This window comes from Streptococcus sp. AS20 (genome assembly GCF_000524255.1).
Taxonomy (GTDB): Bacteria; Bacillota; Bacilli; order Lactobacillales; family Streptococcaceae; genus Streptococcus; species Streptococcus constellatus.
This window is the reverse complement of record NZ_JANS01000013.1, coordinates 17,740-36,300: the sequence shown is the minus strand read 5'-3', so window position 1 is coordinate 36,300 and position 18,561 is coordinate 17,740. Positions and strand designations below refer to the sequence as shown.

Sequence of the window (18,561 nt, the reverse complement as noted above, 5' to 3'; positions counted from 1 at the left end):
TTCCTCCAAAAAATTCTATCAATTTATTATAACATATTGAACAAATAGTTGCACTTGAAACCTCTTGAAGGTTGGTTGCTCCTCACTTTTACTTTTTAAAATAGCTACCTTATGATACAATAAATAGAAGGTAGAGTGGAGGTTAGAATATGGAAATTTTCAAGCAAATTTTACATAAAATTAAAGAATATGATACAATCATCATCCATCGTCACATGCGACCCGATCCCGATGCATTAGGAAGTCAAGTCGGTTTAAAAAAATTACTTCAAGTCAATTTTCCAGAGAAAAAGATTAAAGCAGCAGGAAAAACTGAACCAACTCTTGCTTGGTTGGCCAAAATGGATAATGTTTCAGACGATGATTACAAAAATGCTTTAGTGATTGTTTGCGATACAGCAAATACTGCACGAATTGATGATGAACGCTACAGTAAAGGAGACTTTCTCATCAAAATCGATCATCATCCAAACGATGATATTTATGGAGACATTGCTTGGGTAGATACTAGCTCAAGTAGCGCTAGTGAGTTAATTGCTCTCTTTGCATTAGAAAATCATCTAAAATTAGATGATTATTCTGCTAAGTTACTTTATGCTGGAATCGTTGGTGATACTGGGCGTTTCCTATATCCTGCCACAACTGCCCGAACTATGGCTATCGCCAGCAAACTTCGCGAATACCCTTTTAACTTTGCTGCTTTGGCTCGGAAAATGGACTCTTTCAGCTATCAAATCGCTAAACTTCAAGGCTACGTTTACGATCATTTAGAAGTCGATGAAAATGGTGCAGCTCGTGTTATTTTAACTCAAGAACTTCTCAAATCCAATCAGTTAACAGATGCCGATACTTCTGCTATCGTTTCAGCTCCAGGGCGGATTGACAGTGTTGAACTTTGGGGAATTTTTGTTGAACAAGAAAATGGCAATTACCGAGTTCGTCTACGGAGTAAATTTATCCCTATCAATGAAGTGGCTAAAAAACATGATGGAGGCGGTCATCCACTTGCTAGCGGTGCCAATGCTTACTCTACAGAAGAAATCGAAAAAATTTACCAAGAATTAAAAGAATTGGCAAAAAGACACTAAAATTGAGAGAAAAGACTTGTCAAAATCGGTAAAATTTGGTAAACTATCAAAGTAATGAATCTATGGCTCGCAGAGAGACCATGGCAGAAAGGAAATTTTTTTAAATGAGAAAAGATATTCATCCTGAATACCGTCCTGTTGTCTTTATGGATACTTCAACTGGCTACAAATTCCTTAGTGGTTCTACTAAGTATTCTAGCGAAACTGTCGAATGGGAAGATGGAAATACCTATCCACTAATCCGTGTGGAAATTTCATCAGATTCACATCCATTCTATACTGGACGCCAAAAATTCACTCAAGCAGACGGACGTGTGGATCGTTTCAACAAAAAATACGGTCTCAAATAAGAATCATATTCACATTACAAAAAATGTTGATATTAAGCCTTTTCCATTTTGGGAAAGGTTTTTTAGTACAATCAAAAAACTTGGAATCTACTACATTATGATTTCCAAGTTTTTACTCTTTCTTCGCATTCAGTATTTTAATTGTTGAATAATCAATATATGGCTATCTTTGAAACCCTATAAACTATGAGGCTCATTGGGTCCCATGATTAAAAAATTTCTGGGAACAAGTTGGACTATTTCTCCAGATGCTGTAAAATCAATCTTTCCTTCTAGACAGACAACAGTCGCCAAAGCATCAGCTTTGTGTTTAGGAACTATTCTTTCTTCTCCTATCTACCATTTCTTATTGTACTCTTCTAATGCTGAAACGTTTTAATCCTTATAACCTCCCCCAGTAAAACCGTAATATTCTTCTAAAGATAGCCCTGAATCTGCAATCGCTTTTGCTTCTTTTCCAACATAACGAAGATGCCATTGCTCTGGCATATATCCAGTTTCATTCTCTTTTCCATTTAGATAACGCACAACAAATCCATATTCGGCTGCATGTTTCAAAAGCCATTGACTAGCCTTTTTTTCTGTCACTAGATTTCCGTCGGTGCCAATCAAGTCAAAAGCTAAGCCTGTTTGGTGTTCACTATAGCCAGGCCGAGCAGAATACCGATCCGCTGCTTCTTTTCCATCTTTATTGACATAATTTTGATAAAGTGTCACTTGCATTTGATAGCTACGAAAACCGCTATATTGATGACTGATAGGATAACCCTCACCTTGCATGGCAGCAATCAATTCCAGCAATTTTGCTTTAGCAGTAGGATTTTCACCGGGGTTATAATCTGAAGATAATGGATAATGTTTATTTGCGATAACAATTTCATCGTATTTCCCTTTTACACTATAGTAAGAACCATTATAATGAACTTTTGTTTTTTTCTTTGTTTGCTCAGAGGATCTAACTTTTGCAGATACAGCTTTTCCTTCTTGTTTCGTTTTCACATTTGTTTTCTTTCCTCCACAAGCTGTCAAAAGAAACAAACTCGCTAACAATAAAATGCCAATCCTTTTTTTCATCTGTATCGCCTCATTTATAGAATTTACTAATTTTCATTATAGGCGTAGATATACTATCTGTCAATTCAAAAAAGCATGCAATTGCATACTTTTAATTTTTTTATAGTTAATTATTTAGTACAACCACTTTACCAAATCCCGCTTGACTTTCGATATAAGAATGGGCTGCTGGGATTTGCTCTAACGAAAAGATTCGTTGAGGAGATACATTGATTTTATAAGCATCAATATAGCTAAAAAGTTCATCAATAAGCTGCTGATGCACATTTCCTGAATAAAAACTAGTCAAATAACTATTGTTTCTTATTTCTACGATTGGATCAAACTCCTCTACATACCATTTGCCACCTAATTGACCAGTGTTACAGATAATTCCTGCACTTTGAATATGGTCAAATGAATTTTTTAGAGTAGCCGGACCGACTAATTCAAGGATTTTATCAAACTTTTCCTCAGTTTGCAAAACTCCTCTTTCATCTAAAATAATTTCATCAAAGCCTTGCTGTTGAAGCAAATCTTTTTTAGCAAGAGAACGAACTGCACCAACTACACGATTCTGTGGGAATTGTGCTTTTACTAACTTTAAAAAGGCTAACCCAACACCACTCGTTGCAGCTCGGACTAAGATTGAGTCTCCCTCTTTTATCTGCATATTTTTGAAGGAGCCAAAAGCAGTATAGTAGGTCTCTGGTACTGCTGCTAATTCCTCCCAAGATAATTGACTGTCTACAGGGTAAATCTGCTCATTTGGAAGTAATACATATTCAGCATAAGAACCGTCATACGCACGTCCCATTTCGCCCATAATAGAAACAATTTTTTGCCCTTCCTGCAAATCTCTCCTTGTCGTTTCAACTACTTGTCCTACACACTCAATTCCTAAAATACGAGGGAATTGAACAGTTGGAGATAAACCTTTCCGAGTAAAAATTTCTGAATGATTGATACCAAAACCTTTGATTTTGACTAAGGTCCATCCTTCTTTTACAGATGGGATAGCTCGTTCTTCTAGAACAAATTTCTCTGGACCGCCTGGCTCATAAATCACCATTGCTTTCATTTTATTTCTCATTAGTTAAACCTCCTATTCCCTATTCGCAAACATAGATTTTAACTAGCTAATTCGAGCAATTTTCTTACAAATTCATTAGCTGGCTGTTGTTTGATTTCCTCTGGCGTGCCATATTGCTGAATTTCTCCCATATCTAACACCAAGATTTTAGTGCCTAATTTTAGAGCCTCTGCTATATCATGCGTAATAAAAATAACGGTAATTCCTGTTTCTTCGTGCAAGGATTTCAACTCATGCTGCAGTTGATAGCGCGTAATAGCATCCACTGCTCCAAAAGGCTCATCCATTAGCAAAATATTAGGAGTTGCAGCTAATGCACGTGCGATCCCCACTCGTTGAGCCTGTCCACCAGAAAGAGCAGACGGATAACGATTTTTCAAATCATTTTCCAAGCCTAGCATAGCTAATTTTTTATCTACAATCCGGTCAATGTCTGCTTGACTTTTCTTTTGCAAATTTAAGACGTAAGCAATATTTTCAGCAACTGTCAAATGCGGAAACAAGCCGTTTCCCTGAATAGAATAACCAATTTTCCGCCGCAATTCAATCAAATCCGTGTCTTGAACATCTTGACCATTGATAAGGATTTGCCCTTGGTTCGGCTTGACCAAACCATTTACCATCTTTAACAATGTCGTTTTTCCTGAACCAGAAGTTCCTACAATCGTCAGAAAGGCTCCATCTTCAATTTTTAAATCTAATTGTTTGATAATGTCGCGGTTTCCGTAAAATTTGCTGACATTTTTATATTCAATCATTTCTTCAAAATTCCTTTCTCTACAAGATAGTCATGAGCAACTTTAGCAGGTTCTTCTTTATCATTTTCTACTTTGTGGTTCAATTCTGCCATTTTGCTATCGTTCAAAATACCATCTAATTTAGCCAGTGCTCTTTTCAATTGAGGGTATTTTTTAAGAGTTGTTGACCGAACAACTGTTCCTGCTTGATAAGAAGGATAGATTTTTTTATCATCTTTCAAAACGACGAGATTTGCTCCATGAAGCTGTCCATCTGTAGTGAAAATATCAATTGCATCCACTCTGCCAGATTTAACTGCCTGATATTTCAGTCCGCTATCCATGTCCACTTGCGACTTGAATTTCATACCATAGGTTGATTGCAATCGGGCAAAACCGTCTTCTCGACCAAAGAAATCGTATTCTGCACCAAAGGTTAAATTGGGACCTGCTTTTGCAAGATCACTAAAAGTTTTAATATTGTATTTTTCTGCAATATCCTTACGAACTGCCAAACCATACGTATTATTAAATCCAAATGTATTTGCCCATTCTAATTGATATTTTTTACGATATTGACTTTCAAGTATCTTAAATTGACTTTCATCATATGAACCTGATTTTTTAAGAATAACTTCCCAGATTGTACCGGTGTATTCTGCATAAATATCAAAATCACCTTTCAACATAGCCGGGTGAATATTGGCAGTCCCACCACCGACACCTTTAGTCATTTTGACCTTAAGATTGGTGTATTGTTCAATAACTTGCTTTTGCATTTCACCTAAGATATAGTTTTCTGTCTGTGGTTTGGTCGCAATTTTCACGGTTCCGCCCATTGGATTCATTTGGAAAAATGCGATGGTTCCTGCCATCAAAAGAACTATAGAACTGAAAACAGCTAACCATTTTTTAGATACTTTTTTATGACGTAGGATTGATTTTTCAACCAAAGAAAGAAGAAAATCAAAGACCAATGCCAACAGGGCGACTAAAACACTTCCGACCAAAGTTAGGGTTTGGTTATTAGTCGTAATCCCACGGTAAATTGCTACACCAAGACCGCCAGCACCAACGAAAGAAGCGATCCCCGCAAGAGCTATGGTCATTGTAACCATATTACGGAAACCTGCCATCATAACTGGAAAGGCAAGGGGCAGTTGCACCTTGGTTAAAATCTGCTTGCGTGTAGAACCCATTCCTTCTGCTGCTTCAATGAGAAGCGGGTCAACACCAGAAATGCCTGTATAAGTACTCCGTACCATTGGTAACAGGGCATATAAGGTTAATGCTACAATTGCTGTCTTATTACCAATCCCCGTAATCGAAATCAGAATCCCTAAAAGTGCAATAGAGGGAATTGTATAAAGAATATTCACTAAACCGATAACGACTCCAGCCCAGCTTTTTTTGAAACTAATAAAAATCCCAAGTCCAACTCCAAAAATCAAAGCAAGTAAGATAGATAAACCCGATATCCAGACATGATCCCAGATAAGACCTAACAGAAACTGCCATTGATTGGTGACTAATTTGATTAACTCGTTCATGCTTCATCCTTTCTTGATTGGCTTAAATTTACTAAAATACGCTCTAAATAAATCTCAAATTCACTGATCTCCAGATCAGAAAAACCACTGTAAAAGATTTCAATGATTTCATCAGAAATTGCATCATATTCTGCTTTTAATCCTTTTGCATAATCTGTCAGACAAATCATCTTTTTCCGCTTATCTTTTTCATGAGAACACCGTTCCACAAGCCGCATGCGAATCATTCGGTCAATCATTTTGGTCAGAGTGTTCAACGTCAAGCCAGTCTGCTCTGACAGTTCGGTTTGGCTTTGATAATCTTTTTGCCAAAGCGCGTGTAAAATACGTCCCTGTTCTCCATTAAAAGCTTGAATCCCTCGTTCTAACAAAATATGATTCATTAATCGATTAGATAAACGATGAATTTTCCCAATGTAAAATCCACTATTGACTACTTTTTTACCCATTTTTCTTCTTTCTAAAACATACGATATAGAAGTTTATTTATAATACTATATCGAACCTTTTTTGTCAAAGATTTGGTTTCAAAAAAAAGATGAGCAAGTGCTCATCTTGAAATAATCTGTTGAACATTCGCCTGCAAATCTGGTATCACTTGCTCTGCAAACCAAGGATTCTTGGCCAGCCAGATTTGATTTCGTGGAGATGGGTGAACAAGTGGGAAATATTCTGGCAAATAATCTTGATAATGTTTTACCGTATCGGTTAACTTTACAGTTCCCTTTTGATGAAGATAATACTTCTGAGCATATTGGCCAATAAGAATAGTCAATTCCAGATCTGGTAACAATTCTAAAATCTGTTGATGCCATTTTTCAGCAAAACCCTTGCGAGGTGGCAAATCACCTGATTTTCCATGCCCTGGAAAATAAAAGTCCATCGGAATCGCAGCAAAATAGCCAGAATGATAAAATGTATCATAGTCAACACCCATCCATTCACGCAGACGATCACCACTCTTATCATTCCAATATAAACGTGTTTCCTGCGCTTTAATACCCGGAGCTTGACCAACAATATTGATCCGCGCCGACTTAGGAGCTGCAAAAAGCGGCTCAATTCCTCGCTCTGTATATACTTGATTTTGTGGATCAACCATAATAGCTTTCTTAATGTCTTCTAGCGTTTCCATTCCTTGCCTCTATTTTTGATAATTTTTCTTCATATAAATTTTCAAATCAGTTGCCTGCCGTCCTGTGATTGTCCGAAAATCATCTGTCACAATGTCCAAGCAGCCTTGACTCCCAGCTTGGTAGAGAGAAGCCAGCACAACTCCAAATCCTTTGGGCTGATCATAAAGAGCAGCAAATTCCTCAACTGTCACCGGTTGGTAGTCAATTTCATGACCCGATATTTCAGACAAAAGATCAGCTAATTCTAGCATTGTATAGTTACGACCTTGAGTCAAAATGTATGTTTTTCCTTGTAGAGCAGACGACATAGCTAGTTTGACAATGGCTACTGCACTATCTTCCCGCGAAATAAAGCTCATTTTCGAATTTCCCATTGGATAAATGACAGCCTTGCGCTCTATTAACTCAGGTAAGTAAGGCACCAATGGATCAGCATACATAGCATTTTTGATAATGCTGTAAGAAAATCCAGCCGATGCTAGACGAGTATTTGCATAAGCAAAGAAAGCTGCCATGTGAAATGGACTATTGACTTGATCAGCAAAAAATCCAACAAAGATAAAGTGCTTAACTCCAGCTCTTTCTGCTGCAACGACTGAATTTTCAAATTCTGGCACACGCACAATGCTTGGATGAGAAATACTTGGAATGTAAATCAAGATATCCGTTCCACGCCAAGCTGCGACCATAGAATCTACATCTAAATAATCAGCTGATCTGACATCAATCCCTGCTGCTGCATATTGACTCGCTTTTTGGGGACTCCGAACAGATAACCGAATTTCATTAGTGTCTAACTGTTTCTGTGCTTCGGCAACGACCTTTTGCCCCAATTGACCTGTCGCACTCGTAATTGTATAAATCATAATATTCCCCTTTCTTTGAAAGAAACTCAACTATTTCTAGCTGAGTTTACATGCTTTATTTGATTAATTCATAAATTGCTTCTGCATAAATAGCAGCAGCTCGGAACAGGTCTTCTATATCTATAAATTCATTTGCTTGGTGCATCGTATCTGTATAATCTGGGAACATAGCGCCATAAGCAACACCGCGTTTCAAGAGACGACCAAAGGTTCCTCCACCAATAATTTGTTCATGACCTTTTAGACCTGTTTGTTTTTCATACACGTTCAAAAGCGTTGTCACAAGCGGATCTTCCATTGGAACATAGTGAGGAACATGCTCGTGCTCCGACAATGTCACATTTTCCACAGGTAAGTTTTCCAATTTAGATTTGATTGATGCTGGATTGGTTCCTTGTGGATAGCGGAAATTAAGAGCAATGGTGTTGTCATCGCTTGTTTCATCAAATCGGAAGACCCCTGCATTCATAGAAAGAGCACCCATTTTTTCATCTACATAGTCCACTTTTAAGGCTTTCCCTTCGTGGTCTTCTAAAAGAATGTTTCCAGCCACTTCAAGATAGTCTTTAGCAGAATCTGCAAAATCAAACTGGGTCAAGAATTTCGCCAGATAAGTCGCGCCATTGACACCGGATTGTGGAGATGCTCCGTGAGCGGATTTCCCAACAATCGTAATTGTTATTTGACCACTCGGTAATTCTTGGTATTCAAATCGAAGTCCATGTTCTTTAGCAAATTTGTCCAATTTATCTACAAGATTTGGCATATTTCCTGATACTACTGCTGTTGCAGATTCAGGAACCATATTTTCACGAAGTCCGCCAGTAAAGCTATGCAAGCGCGCAGTTCCGCTATTTTCCCCTGCAAAATGAAGATATTCAGTAATATTTCCTTTTTCACCATTGATAATCGGAAATTCTGCATCTGGCGAAAAACCAAAATCTGGCTCTGGAAGACCAACATGTTTGAAATAATAGTCCATATCAGCCCAACCAGATTCTTCATCTGTACCAACTACAAAACGAACTTTCTTAGACGTCGACAAACCTAATTCTTTGATGATTTTCAGTCCATAATAGCAAGCCATCGTTGGCCCTTTGTCATCACTCGCACCACGCGCATAGAGTTTTCCATCTTTAATTGTTGGTGTATAAGGATCTGTATCCCAACCGCTTCCAGCCGGTACCACATCCATGTGCGCAAAAATTCCAAGAACTTCAGCTCCTTCGCCATATTCAAAATGCCCTGCATAATTGTCCACATTCTTCGTTGAATAACCATCACGCGCGGCTAATTCTAAGAATTTTTCCAAAGCCTTAACAGGTCCAGGCCCAAAAGGATGTTCTTTATCTGCTTTCGTGTCATCTCGCTCGGAATTAATTTCCAAAAGGCTAAACAAGTCAGCCAACAGAGCATCGCGACGTTTTTCAACTTCTGCTTTAAAATCAATCGTCATAAAATCAGATTCCTTTCTATCAACGTTTTTCAATAATCTCATCCACTGGCAAACGATAGCTTGGATCCAGTTTATCGTCTGTGTAGCCAACAGTAATTAAAAGTTCTGGACGGAAGCGCTCATCAATATCTAACACTTGATTGACTTTTGACTTATCAAATCCAAGGATAATATTGGAACTAATGCCCTGGTCAGTCAATGCCAACACTAAATTCATAGCTACCAATCCAGCATTAAGAGCTAAATAATCACTCTTTTGCTGTTCGGTGTAATGACTGTACTGAGTTGGAAGATTTTGCATGTAATATTGCAATTTTTCTTCAGACATATTTTTTATACCAGCAGTACGAGCAATCTTACGAGCGCGCTGCACCAAGTCTGTATCTGTAAAGAGAGCAATCGTCACAGGCGCTTCTTTGATTTGCTCCTGATTAGCATTAAAGGCAATCTCAGCCAAGTCTGCATTTCTCTCACGCACAACTACAAATTTCCAAGGCTGGCTATTATGAGCACTTGGCGCTAAAGTTGCAATTTCAATCGCCATTCGCACATCTTTTGGATCAACTGCTTTATCATTGAAATGCTTAGTTGCATGACGCTTTTTATTTAATTCAAGAAATTTCATAAGGACTTTCCTTTTCTTATTATACTCATTCCATTTTACCATAAATTGGAAGAGCTTGCAGGGGTTTTGTGAGAACTAAAATATTTTATTTGGAGGTCATAATCACTTTTCTTTATTAATTTTTTAAAACTCTATTTGGAAACTTTTTTACTATCATCTTATCAGATAATATAATATTTGGAAATTATATAGCACTTTAAATCAATCACAATATGTAGTATTTTAAAACAAGATTTTTGTAAATTTGACAACTACACTTTGTATTTGTGTAAACAACTATATAATTCTCTGCTTTTAGTTAAAAATTTTTTAAAGTTAGAAATTCAAGCAGGTTATATCACAAAAGACCGTTTGCACGGTCTTAGTTTGTGAATGATTATAATTCAAGATAAACATTTATTCTTTGATTTCAGAAAACTCGGCATCAATTATTTCACTGTCATTTAAGCTATCTTTGAATTCTGGTTTTAGCTCGTCTTCAATATCAAACTCTACTTCAAATTCTCCATTTAATATTTTTTCAAATGTATCAGCAAGCTTTGTTCCCATTGGTTTAAATGTAAAGTAAGTAATTCCTCCTGAAGCTACTCCTCCTATAATTGGAATTGTTTTTGTAATTATAGAACCAACTGATTTTTTTGTAATGTTTACGCCAATAATTGTCCCGACTTTTTTCACAAGAGGATACCAAGCCGTTTTAGTTAATGCTTTCTGAGCTACCTTTTTCCCAAGATTCATTCCTGCTACCTTAGAAACATTTGCAATCAATGCACTCGCGCCACTCGCACCGAACATTATCCCAAGGTAAGAGATAACTCGTATTTGCACTTCTTCAGGTAGTTCCTTATAGTTTCCTTCATATAAATCATCTTCTCCAAATAAATAAGCAATTTGTTGAGCTAAATTTAGAGCAAAGCCCATATATTGAGCAACATCTGCTCCCCCAGCAACGGCAGCTGTTACCGGATTTGAAGGTAATCCAGCAACAAAAGAAGTGAAAGAAGTTTTAGTGGTGCTATCTTTGATTATTTTTTCAGCTCGTTTTCTCAATGCCTCTGGTGTCAAAACTTGTTGAGGCCCATGTTCTAAAATACTATCAAGATATTTACTATCTTTAAATTGTTTACGTAGAAATTCTTCTCTATCTACCCTCACGATTGGAAGTTGACTTGCCGCATTGATTGTCTGTATAACTACAGCATAAGCATCATTTTGCTTCATAAATTATTCTCCTTAAAATAGTCTCTTTTTATTATATATATATATATAATGTCAAGCATTTTATTCATATATTTTTACATTTTCATAAAATCCTAAGATAAGATTAGTTAAGGAGTATTTTTTATTCTTACTATCCTAGCTCTACTGTTAGACTTTACCACTTCTTTCATCAACAGTTTTTCCTGTATCTAGACTTCTAGGTGAAGTTTGGTCTGCACGGCCTCTGCCACTTTTCGCGGTACACCCACTTCGACAATTTCCTCAACACTTGCTTCTTTAATCTTGGTTAGCGATTTGAAATGCTTCATGAGATTTTGCTTACGTTTAGGCCCCAATCCTTCAATGCCATCTAGTTGTGATGAGAAGGAATTCTTAGACCGGAGCTGGCGATGGAAGGTAATGGCAAAGCGGTGGACTTCATCTTGGATGCGTTGCAAAAGGAAAAATTCCTGTGAATTGCGAGATAATTCGACCACTTCCAATGGATCTCCAAAAAGTAATTCATGAGTCTGATGCTTGTCGTTCTTTTGCAAACCAGCGATAGGAATATCTAAACCTAATTGATGTTGAATGACGTCTTTAGCAATGTTGACTTGGCCCTGACCACCATCAATGACAATCAGATCAGGCGGTATTAAACCATCTCGCATAACTCGGCTGTAGCGACGCTTGATGACTTCCCGCATACTGGCATAGTCATCCGGGCCAATAACTGTCTTAATCTTATACTTGCGATAATCTTTTTTGCTGGGTTTGCCATTGATAAAAACCACCATAGCTGAAACAGGACTTGTTCCCATAATATTGGAATTATCAAACGACTCAATCCGAACTGGAGTGGGAATATTGAGGAGCCGGCCTAGATTTTCAATTGCTCCTTGCGTTTTTTCAACAGATTTCTCTAATAAGTCAAACTTCTGCTGTAAACTAACTTGAGCATTCTTAATTGCCAGATTGACCAGCTGTTTCTTTTCTCCTCGTTGAGGCTTGAGAATTTTTGTATCCACCACAGCCCGTACTGATTCCTCGTCAATATCAGATGGAATCAAAATTTCATTGGGCACCAGATGAGATGTATTCTGATAAAATTGTCCAATATAGGTCAAAAAATCCTCGTCAGGGTCATTGTAATAAGGAAACATATTTACATCTCGCTCAATGAGTTTTCCTTGACGGACAAAGAAAACCTGCACACACATCCATCCTTTGTCCACATAATAACCAAAGACATCCCGATTCTGTAAATCCCTTGCCATCACTCGTTGCTTGGTGCGAAGTGTCGCAATACTTTGAAGCAAATCTCGGTATTCAGCCGCTTTTTCAAATTCCATCTTTTTAGCAGCACTAGTCATTTTTCCTTTCAATTCATCAATAATCTTATTATCATGACCTTTGAGGAAATCTGCTACTTCTTGAGCCATCTCTTGAAAGAAATGTGGATCATTATGGCAGATAGTATGAGCTCGACACTGTCCGATATGATAGTAGAAGCAAACTTTCTCAGGTGGATTGGTACACTTGCGGAAAGGGAAAATGCGATCCAGTAGGCGCTTAATTTCATTCGCAGCACCTACATCAGGATACGGGCCAAAATATAAACCACCATCTTTCTTAACCTGACGTGTGATTATAAGCCGCGGATATGTCTCATTGGTAATTTTGATAAAAGGATAGGACTTATCGTCCTTAAGCATGATGTTGTATTTGGGTTGATTTTCCTTGATAAGATTGATTTCAAGCAACAAAGCTTCAATATTAGACTCAGTGACAATAAACTCAAAATCCTCAACCTCAGACACTAACGCTTCCGTTTTAGTATCATGACTTCCGCGAAAATACGAACGCACCCGATTGCGCAAATTCTTGGCTTTTCCCACATAGATAATCGTACCATTTTTATTCTTGTGGATATAACATCCTGGACCAGTTGGCAATAACTCTAATTTTGATTTAATTAAGTTGTTCATAATTATCATTATAGCAAAATTAGCTAAAAGGAAGTAAAAAGGAACATCGACAGCCTAAATGATTACTATAGAAAAGGGCAAGCAAATAAATATTGAAAATTTTAAGCCCATAGCTTCACTATCACAAGGTTTAAATAGGTTATTAGAAGTATACTTTAGGTTGTAGATAGAATAAATCTTTTTTCATTGAGTATTTCTCCAGATTTACAAAACGAACAAAAGGTTGACTTGCTCCGCAATTTTTCCTACTACTTTTTAATAATCGGCTATTGTGTCAAAATTTTTTGCTATCACAAAGAAAGGCAGGGATGCTACTATCCCTGCCTTTTCATCATCAACACTACAATTGTCCTCGTTGACAATAGTTTCTGTTGTGATATTATTCAAAATCAAGATATTCTTTTTCAAGTTCAAGAACTTCTTCCATCGTTGCACATTCTGTAAGGGCACGTTGAGCCAGTTCTTGCATCTTCTTCGTATCCAATTTTTTCATCAAACTACGTGTACGAAGAACAGATGTGGCACTCATTGAAAACTCATCCAGACCAATACCAACTAGAAGTGGAACAGCAGTTTGATCACCCGCCATTTCACCACACATACCAGCCCACTTGCCTTCAGCATGAGCAGCTTTGACCACTCGATCCACTAAACGTAAGATAGATGGGTTGTATGGTTGATAAAGGTAAGAAACTTGTTCATTCATACGATCTGCAGCCATTGTGTATTGAATCAAGTCATTAGTACCAATTGAGAAGAAGTCAACTTCTTTTGCAAATTGATCAGCCAACATAGCTGCTGCTGGAATTTCAATCATAATACCAACTTGAATATTGTCCGCAACTGCAACACCTTCCGCAAGCAATTTAGCTTTTTCTTCTTCCAAAATACCTTTTGCGGCACGGAATTCAGTCAACAAAGCAACCATTGGGAACATGATCCGCAATTGCCCATGAACAGATGCACGCAAAAGTGCACGTAATTGTGTGCGGAACATTGCATTTCCTGTTTCCGAAATTGAAATACGAAGCGCACGGAATCCAAGGAATGGATTCATTTCTTTTGGAAGATCAAAGTAAGGAAGCTCTTTGTCCCCGCCAATATCCATTGTACGGACAACAACTGGCTTACCATTCATGCCTTCCAAAACAGCTTTGTAAGCTTCATATTGCTCATCTTCTGTTGGGAAATCTTGGGAATCCATGTAAAGGAATTCAGTACGGTAAAGTCCGACAGCTTCAGCGCCATTAGCGTTGACACCTTCAACATCTTTTGGTGTACCGATGTTTGCAGCCAGTTCAAAATGTTTTCCGTCAGCTGTTACTGTTTCAGCATCTTTCAGTAAATCCCATTCAGCCTTTTGTTTGGCATAAGCTTCACCAGCTGCTTTAAAATCTGCAATTTGTTCTTCGGTTGGATTGATAATCACTTCCCCAGTGATACCATTTGCAGCAATCACATCACCGTCTTTCACTAATTCGGTAATGTTATTCGTTCCAAGAACTGCAGCAATTTCAAGAGTACGAGCCATAATAGCAGAGTGACTTGTACGTCCACCGATGTTTGTTACAAAAGCTTTAACAAAATTCTTATCTAACTGAGCTGTATCAGAAGGTGTTAAATCATGTGCAATCACTACTACTTCTTCATTGATCATAGCAGGATTTGGTAGGCGAACTCCAAGCAAATGTGCAAGCACACGTTTTGTAACGTCACGAATATCAGCTGCACGTTCTTGCATATATGGATTATCTTCCATATTCTCAAAAAGCGTGATAAACATATCCGTGACTTCTTTTAAGCCTGATTCTGCATTAACTTTCTTTGCACGGATTGTTTCCTTAATCTGACCAATCATTTCTGGGTCAGAGAGTACCATTAAATGAGCATCAAATACTTGTGCTGCTTCTTCACCAAGGGTTTCTACTGCTTTTTCACGGATAACAGAAAGCTCGTTTTGTGAAGCTTCAAGAGCTGCATCCAAACGAGCCTCTTCTGCATTTGTATCTTCGACTGAAGCAGTCTCGAATGATAAATCCGGTTGAACAAGTAGATATGCCTTAGCAACAGCAACACCATCAGATGCTGCGATTCCTTTAAGCATTTCTGTCATTTTATGCCAATCCTTCTTTTGTCATTGTTTCTGCGATTGCTACAATTGCATCGTCAGCATCTGTACCTTCAGCAGTAATTGTTACATCTGCACCTTGACCAACACCAAGGCTCATAACACCCATGATTGATTTAAGGTTTACTGATTTACCTTTATATTCAAGAGTGATATCTGAAGCAAATTTGCTAGCAGTTTGAACCAACAAAGTTGCTGGACGTGCATGAATACCTGTTTCTGCCACAATGTGGAAATCTTTAGAAGCCATAATTGGACTCTCCTTTAATGTAATCTTTTTGGGGTCATAAGTGATAACCCTTACAATTCTAGATTATAACATCTTTGTAAAATTTTTTCAAGAATTTTATGTGTATTCAGCAAGCCTTTTTTATGAGAATTACTGAAATTTTATTAAAACGATATTTTCATTATCCAATCTACAAATACATTTTCAATCCATTATCCGCTGGGAAAAATTTGATTTAACAAAACAAAATATGTGATTTTCCTTTGATTTTTCATTTTTTAAAATACTATATCTAGTATCATTGAATTCAAAAAACAAAAATAAGCACAACATTTAGAATATAATAGTTGACAAAATTTCTCGTTTTGGATATACTAAATCCATACTGAATTTAAAGAAATTAGGAGTTCATTATGGTAACTATTTACTCAAAAAATAATTGCGTGCAATGCAAAATGACAAAACGCTTCTTAGATACGAATCATGTCGAATATCGTGAAATCAACTTGGACGAACAGCCTGAATACATCGATCATGTAAAAAGCTTAGGTTTCAATGCTGCACCGATTGTCCAAACTCCAACAGAAGCATTTTCCGGTTTTCAACCAGGTAAATTAAAAAAATTATCATAAAATTGTTGTAATCATAGAGCTATCCAGCCGCTTCTATAAACCATAGAAGCTCTTTCTTTTGTAAAACAATTCAATTATTTAGAAAAAGGAACAATATGGGACTTAAACAACTCGAAGACGTGACGTATTTCCGTCTGAATAACGAAATCAACCGTCCAATCAACGGACAAATTATGCTTCACAAAGATAAGGAAGCTTTGGAGGCATTTTTTAAAGAAAATGTGGAACCAAATACCAAGCAATTTTCATCTATTACTGAAAAAATTCACTTTTTAATTCAAGAAAACTATTTAGAAAAAGAATTTATCCAACTTTATAAACCTGAATACATCGAAGAACTGGCTGCTTTTATTCGTGAGCAAAATTTCCATTTCAAGTCTTTCATGGCAGCTTATAAATTCTATAATCAATATGCTCTCAAAACAAATGACGGCGAGTATTACCTCGAAAGCATGGAAGAGCGTGTTCTTTTTAATGCGCTCTATTTTGCCAACGGTGATGAAGCAATTGCCAAAGATATTGCTAATGAAATCATTCATCAACGTTATCAACCTGCTACTCCAAGTTTCCTTAATGCCGGCCGGTCTCGTCGCGGAGAACTAGTCTCCTGTTTCCTCATTCAAGTAACGGATGATATGAACTCTATCGGTCGCTCGATCAATTCAGCTCTGCAGCTATCTCGGATTGGCGGCGGTGTTGGAATTTCCCTCAGTAATTTGCGTGAAGCTGGTGCTCCTATCAAGGGCTATGAAGAGGCCGCATCTGGAGTGGTGCCAGTCATGAAACTTTTTGAAGACAGTTTCTCATACTCTAATCAACTAGGTCAGCGTCAAGGGGCTGGAGTAGTTTATCTCAATGTCTTCCATCCGGATATTATCTCTTTTCTTTCAACCAAGAAAGAGAATGCCGATGAAAAAGTGCGAGTGAAAACTCTTTCTTTAGGTGTTGTCATTCCAGATAAATTTTACGAATTGGCTCGCAAGAATGAAGAAATGTACCTTTTCAGTCCGTATTCTATCGAACGTGAATATGGCGTTCCGTTCGCCTATATTGATATTACCGAAAAATATGACGAATTGGTTGCCAATCCTAAGATTAACAAAACAAAGATTAAAGCTCGTGATTTAGAAACCGAGATCTCCAAGTTGCAGCAGGAATCTGGCTATCCTTACGTCGTCAATATTGACACCGCTAATCGTGCAAATCCAGTGAATGGTAAGATTATCATGAGCAACCTCTGCTCTGAAATCTTACAAGTACAAGAACCTTCATTGTTGAATGATGCGCAAGAATTTATCAAACTGGGAACGGATGTTTCTTGCAATCTCGGTTCTACCAATGTGGTTAATATGATGACTTCACCAGACTTTGGCAAGTCTATCCGAACCATGACTCGTGCTCTGACTTTCGTTACAGATAGTTCCCACATCAAAGCTGTTCCAACAATTGATCATGGCAACAGCTTAGCTCATACTTTTGGGCTAGGCGCCATGGGCTTGCACAGTTACCTAGCTCAGCAATTGATAGAATATGGCTCAGCTGAATCTGTTGAGTTTACTAGTATTTACTTTATGCTCATGAATTATTGGACCCTTATTGAATCCAATAATATTGCCCGTGAGCGTGGTATGACCTTCCATAACTTTGAAAAGTCTGACTACGCAAGCGGTTCATACTTTGACAAATATGTGACTGGCGAATTTGTACCGAAATCTGATCGAGTGAAAAAACTCTTTCAAAATATCTTTATTCCGTCTGCCAAAGATTGGACTGAGCTGCGTGAGAAAGTCATGACAGACGGTCTTTATCATCAAAATCGCTTGGCTGTTGCGCCAAACGGATCTATCAGCTATATCAATGATGTATCTGCTTCGATTCACCCGATTACCCAACGCATTGAAGAACGCCAAGAAAAGAAAATCGGAAAAATTTACTATCCAGCAGCAGGTCTGTCAACTGAGACTATTCCTTACTACACCAGCGCCTATGACATGGATATGCGTAAGGTCATTGATGTCTACGCTGCAGCCACTGAGCACGTGGATCAAGGGCTTTCTCTGACTCTCTTTCTACGCAGCGATATTCCTCAAGGTCTCTATGAATGGAAAACCGAGAGCAAACAGACCACCCGCGACCTTTCTATTCTGCGCAACTATGCCTTTAACAAGGGGATCAAATCTATCTATTATGTCCGCACCTTTACAGATGACGGCGGTGAAGTCGGAGCCAATCAGTGTGAAAGTTGTGTGATTTAAACATGAAGAATACGAAACAAAAATCCATCAATTTTTGCAAATATCTCTTTTATTTTTTAATTGATAGTTTAATTATAGATATTTGTTTTCTTATTTTTATAAATATTGTCAGCTATCTTAGCCCTAAAAGCACAGAAATAAATTTCATTACTTTTACAACTTTCTTACTAATTTT

Annotated in this window: 17 protein-coding genes and 1 pseudogene; 4 read left to right on the top strand and 14 right to left on the bottom strand. The window is 37.6% G+C overall.

Features of this window, described 5'->3' with window-relative positions; all coding sequences use genetic code 11:
* The first annotated feature begins 149 nt into the window (after positions 1 to 149).
* Positions 150 to 1,088, top strand: coding sequence for a DHH family phosphoesterase (locus HMPREF1514_RS07950; RefSeq protein ID WP_037598557.1), 939 nt, complete (start codon positions 150 to 152; stop codon positions 1,086 to 1,088).
* 104 nt (positions 1,089 to 1,192) lie between these two features.
* Complete coding sequence (locus tag HMPREF1514_RS07945) at positions 1,193 to 1,438, top strand: type B 50S ribosomal protein L31 (protein ID WP_003023866.1); 246 nt, start codon at positions 1,193 to 1,195, stop codon at positions 1,436 to 1,438.
* A 177-nt stretch (positions 1,439 to 1,615) separates the two neighbouring features.
* On the opposite strand, the pseudogene HMPREF1514_RS09830 reads toward HMPREF1514_RS07945, so the two are convergent.
* From HMPREF1514_RS09830 to HMPREF1514_RS07880, 14 genes and pseudogenes are all read right to left on the bottom strand, one after another.
* A pseudogene (locus tag HMPREF1514_RS09830) lies at positions 1,616 to 1,756 on the bottom strand (cupin); the annotation flags it as partial.
* Positions 1,757 to 1,813: 57 nt separating this feature from the next.
* Positions 1,814 to 2,512 (bottom strand): LD-carboxypeptidase LdcB/DacB, encoded by a 699-nt coding sequence (ldcB, locus tag HMPREF1514_RS07940; RefSeq protein WP_037598556.1) that lies wholly within the window; start codon positions 2,510 to 2,512, stop codon positions 1,814 to 1,816.
* 106 nt (positions 2,513 to 2,618) lie between these two features.
* Positions 2,619 to 3,584: a zinc-binding alcohol dehydrogenase family protein gene (locus HMPREF1514_RS07935; protein ID WP_156921878.1), complete on the bottom strand. Its 966-nt coding sequence runs from the start codon at positions 3,582 to 3,584 to the stop codon at positions 2,619 to 2,621.
* Between the two features lie 38 nt (positions 3,585 to 3,622).
* Positions 3,623 to 4,342, bottom strand: coding sequence for an ATP-binding cassette domain-containing protein (locus tag HMPREF1514_RS07930; protein ID WP_003068463.1), 720 nt, complete (start codon positions 4,340 to 4,342; stop codon positions 3,623 to 3,625).
* Positions 4,339 to 5,871: an ABC transporter permease/substrate-binding protein gene (locus tag HMPREF1514_RS07925; protein ID WP_037598554.1), complete on the bottom strand. Its 1,533-nt coding sequence runs from the start codon at positions 5,869 to 5,871 to the stop codon at positions 4,339 to 4,341. Before HMPREF1514_RS07925 ends, HMPREF1514_RS07930 begins: the two co-directional genes overlap by 4 nt.
* Entirely contained in the window at positions 5,868 to 6,320 is a 453-nt protein-coding gene (locus tag HMPREF1514_RS07920; protein WP_037598553.1) for a MarR family transcriptional regulator, read from the bottom strand. The genes HMPREF1514_RS07925 and HMPREF1514_RS07920 overlap by 4 nt, the downstream gene beginning before the upstream one ends.
* 101 nt (positions 6,321 to 6,421) lie before the next feature.
* Positions 6,422 to 7,006 carry a uracil-DNA glycosylase family protein gene (locus tag HMPREF1514_RS07915; RefSeq protein ID WP_003068457.1) on the bottom strand — a complete coding sequence of 195 codons (585 nt, stop codon included), beginning with the start codon at positions 7,004 to 7,006 and terminating at the stop codon, positions 6,422 to 6,424.
* 9 nt (positions 7,007 to 7,015) lie between these two features.
* Positions 7,016 to 7,873: an SDR family oxidoreductase gene (locus HMPREF1514_RS07910; protein WP_003068455.1), complete on the bottom strand. Its 858-nt coding sequence runs from the start codon at positions 7,871 to 7,873 to the stop codon at positions 7,016 to 7,018.
* 55 nt (positions 7,874 to 7,928) lie between these two features.
* Complete coding sequence (gene pepV, locus HMPREF1514_RS07905; protein WP_037598612.1) at positions 7,929 to 9,329, bottom strand: dipeptidase PepV; 1,401 nt, start codon at positions 9,327 to 9,329, stop codon at positions 7,929 to 7,931.
* A gap of 19 nt (positions 9,330 to 9,348) precedes the next feature.
* Positions 9,349 to 9,954: a nitroreductase family protein gene (locus HMPREF1514_RS07900; protein WP_003068452.1), complete on the bottom strand. Its 606-nt coding sequence runs from the start codon at positions 9,952 to 9,954 to the stop codon at positions 9,349 to 9,351.
* Between the two features lie 396 nt (positions 9,955 to 10,350).
* On the bottom strand, positions 10,351 to 11,175 hold the full coding sequence (locus tag HMPREF1514_RS07895) for a hypothetical protein (protein ID WP_037598552.1): 825 nt from the start codon (positions 11,173 to 11,175) through the stop codon (positions 10,351 to 10,353).
* A gap of 188 nt (positions 11,176 to 11,363) precedes the next feature.
* A complete protein-coding gene (gene uvrC / locus HMPREF1514_RS07890; RefSeq protein WP_037598549.1) occupies positions 11,364 to 13,142 on the bottom strand; it encodes an excinuclease ABC subunit UvrC in 1,779 nt (592 codons plus the stop codon).
* Between the two features lie 379 nt (positions 13,143 to 13,521).
* Positions 13,522 to 15,255 carry a phosphoenolpyruvate--protein phosphotransferase gene (ptsP, locus tag HMPREF1514_RS07885; RefSeq protein ID WP_003068445.1) on the bottom strand — a complete coding sequence of 578 codons (1,734 nt, stop codon included), beginning with the start codon at positions 15,253 to 15,255 and terminating at the stop codon, positions 13,522 to 13,524.
* Between the two features lies 1 nt (position 15,256).
* Positions 15,257 to 15,520: a phosphocarrier protein HPr gene (locus HMPREF1514_RS07880; RefSeq protein ID WP_003068444.1), complete on the bottom strand. Its 264-nt coding sequence runs from the start codon at positions 15,518 to 15,520 to the stop codon at positions 15,257 to 15,259.
* A 392-nt stretch (positions 15,521 to 15,912) separates the two neighbouring features.
* On the opposite strand from HMPREF1514_RS07880, the gene nrdH reads away from it, so the two are divergent.
* Together nrdH and nrdE are read left to right on the top strand one after the other, a co-directional pair.
* Positions 15,913 to 16,131 (top strand): glutaredoxin-like protein NrdH, encoded by a 219-nt coding sequence (gene nrdH, locus HMPREF1514_RS07875; RefSeq protein ID WP_006269677.1) that lies wholly within the window; start codon positions 15,913 to 15,915, stop codon positions 16,129 to 16,131.
* A 95-nt stretch (positions 16,132 to 16,226) separates the two neighbouring features.
* Positions 16,227 to 18,386, top strand: coding sequence for a class 1b ribonucleoside-diphosphate reductase subunit alpha (gene nrdE / locus HMPREF1514_RS07870; protein WP_037598547.1), 2,160 nt, complete (start codon positions 16,227 to 16,229; stop codon positions 18,384 to 18,386).
* Positions 18,387 to 18,561: the final 175 nt, after the last annotated feature.

Coding starts and splice junctions, on each gene's coding strand:
- ldcB (WP_037598556.1), bottom strand. CDS start 2,512: ATGAAAAAAAGGATTGGCATTTTATTGTTAGCGAGTTTGTTTCTTTTG.
- nrdE (WP_037598547.1), top strand. CDS start 16,227: ATGGGACTTAAACAACTCGAAGACGTGACGTATTTCCGTCTGAATAAC.
- HMPREF1514_RS07925 (WP_037598554.1), bottom strand. CDS start 5,871: ATGAACGAGTTAATCAAATTAGTCACCAATCAATGGCAGTTTCTGTTA.
- pepV (WP_037598612.1), bottom strand. CDS start 9,329: ATGACGATTGATTTTAAAGCAGAAGTTGAAAAACGTCGCGATGCTCTG.
- HMPREF1514_RS07900 (WP_003068452.1), bottom strand. CDS start 9,954: ATGAAATTTCTTGAATTAAATAAAAAGCGTCATGCAACTAAGCATTTC.
- HMPREF1514_RS07895 (WP_037598552.1), bottom strand. CDS start 11,175: ATGAAGCAAAATGATGCTTATGCTGTAGTTATACAGACAATCAATGCG.
- HMPREF1514_RS07920 (WP_037598553.1), bottom strand. CDS start 6,320: ATGGGTAAAAAAGTAGTCAATAGTGGATTTTACATTGGGAAAATTCAT.
- HMPREF1514_RS07910 (WP_003068455.1), bottom strand. CDS start 7,873: ATGATTTATACAATTACGAGTGCGACAGGTCAATTGGGGCAAAAGGTC.
- HMPREF1514_RS07950 (WP_037598557.1), top strand. CDS start 150: ATGGAAATTTTCAAGCAAATTTTACATAAAATTAAAGAATATGATACA.
- HMPREF1514_RS07880 (WP_003068444.1), bottom strand. CDS start 15,520: ATGGCTTCTAAAGATTTCCACATTGTGGCAGAAACAGGTATTCATGCA.
- nrdH (WP_006269677.1), top strand. CDS start 15,913: ATGGTAACTATTTACTCAAAAAATAATTGCGTGCAATGCAAAATGACA.
- HMPREF1514_RS07935 (WP_156921878.1), bottom strand. CDS start 3,584: ATGAGAAATAAAATGAAAGCAATGGTGATTTATGAGCCAGGCGGTCCA.
- HMPREF1514_RS07945 (WP_003023866.1), top strand. CDS start 1,193: ATGAGAAAAGATATTCATCCTGAATACCGTCCTGTTGTCTTTATGGAT.
- ptsP (WP_003068445.1), bottom strand. CDS start 15,255: ATGACAGAAATGCTTAAAGGAATCGCAGCATCTGATGGTGTTGCTGTT.
- HMPREF1514_RS07915 (WP_003068457.1), bottom strand. CDS start 7,006: ATGGAAACGCTAGAAGACATTAAGAAAGCTATTATGGTTGATCCACAA.
- HMPREF1514_RS07930 (WP_003068463.1), bottom strand. CDS start 4,342: ATGATTGAATATAAAAATGTCAGCAAATTTTACGGAAACCGCGACATT.
- uvrC (WP_037598549.1), bottom strand. CDS start 13,142: ATGAACAACTTAATTAAATCAAAATTAGAGTTATTGCCAACTGGTCCA.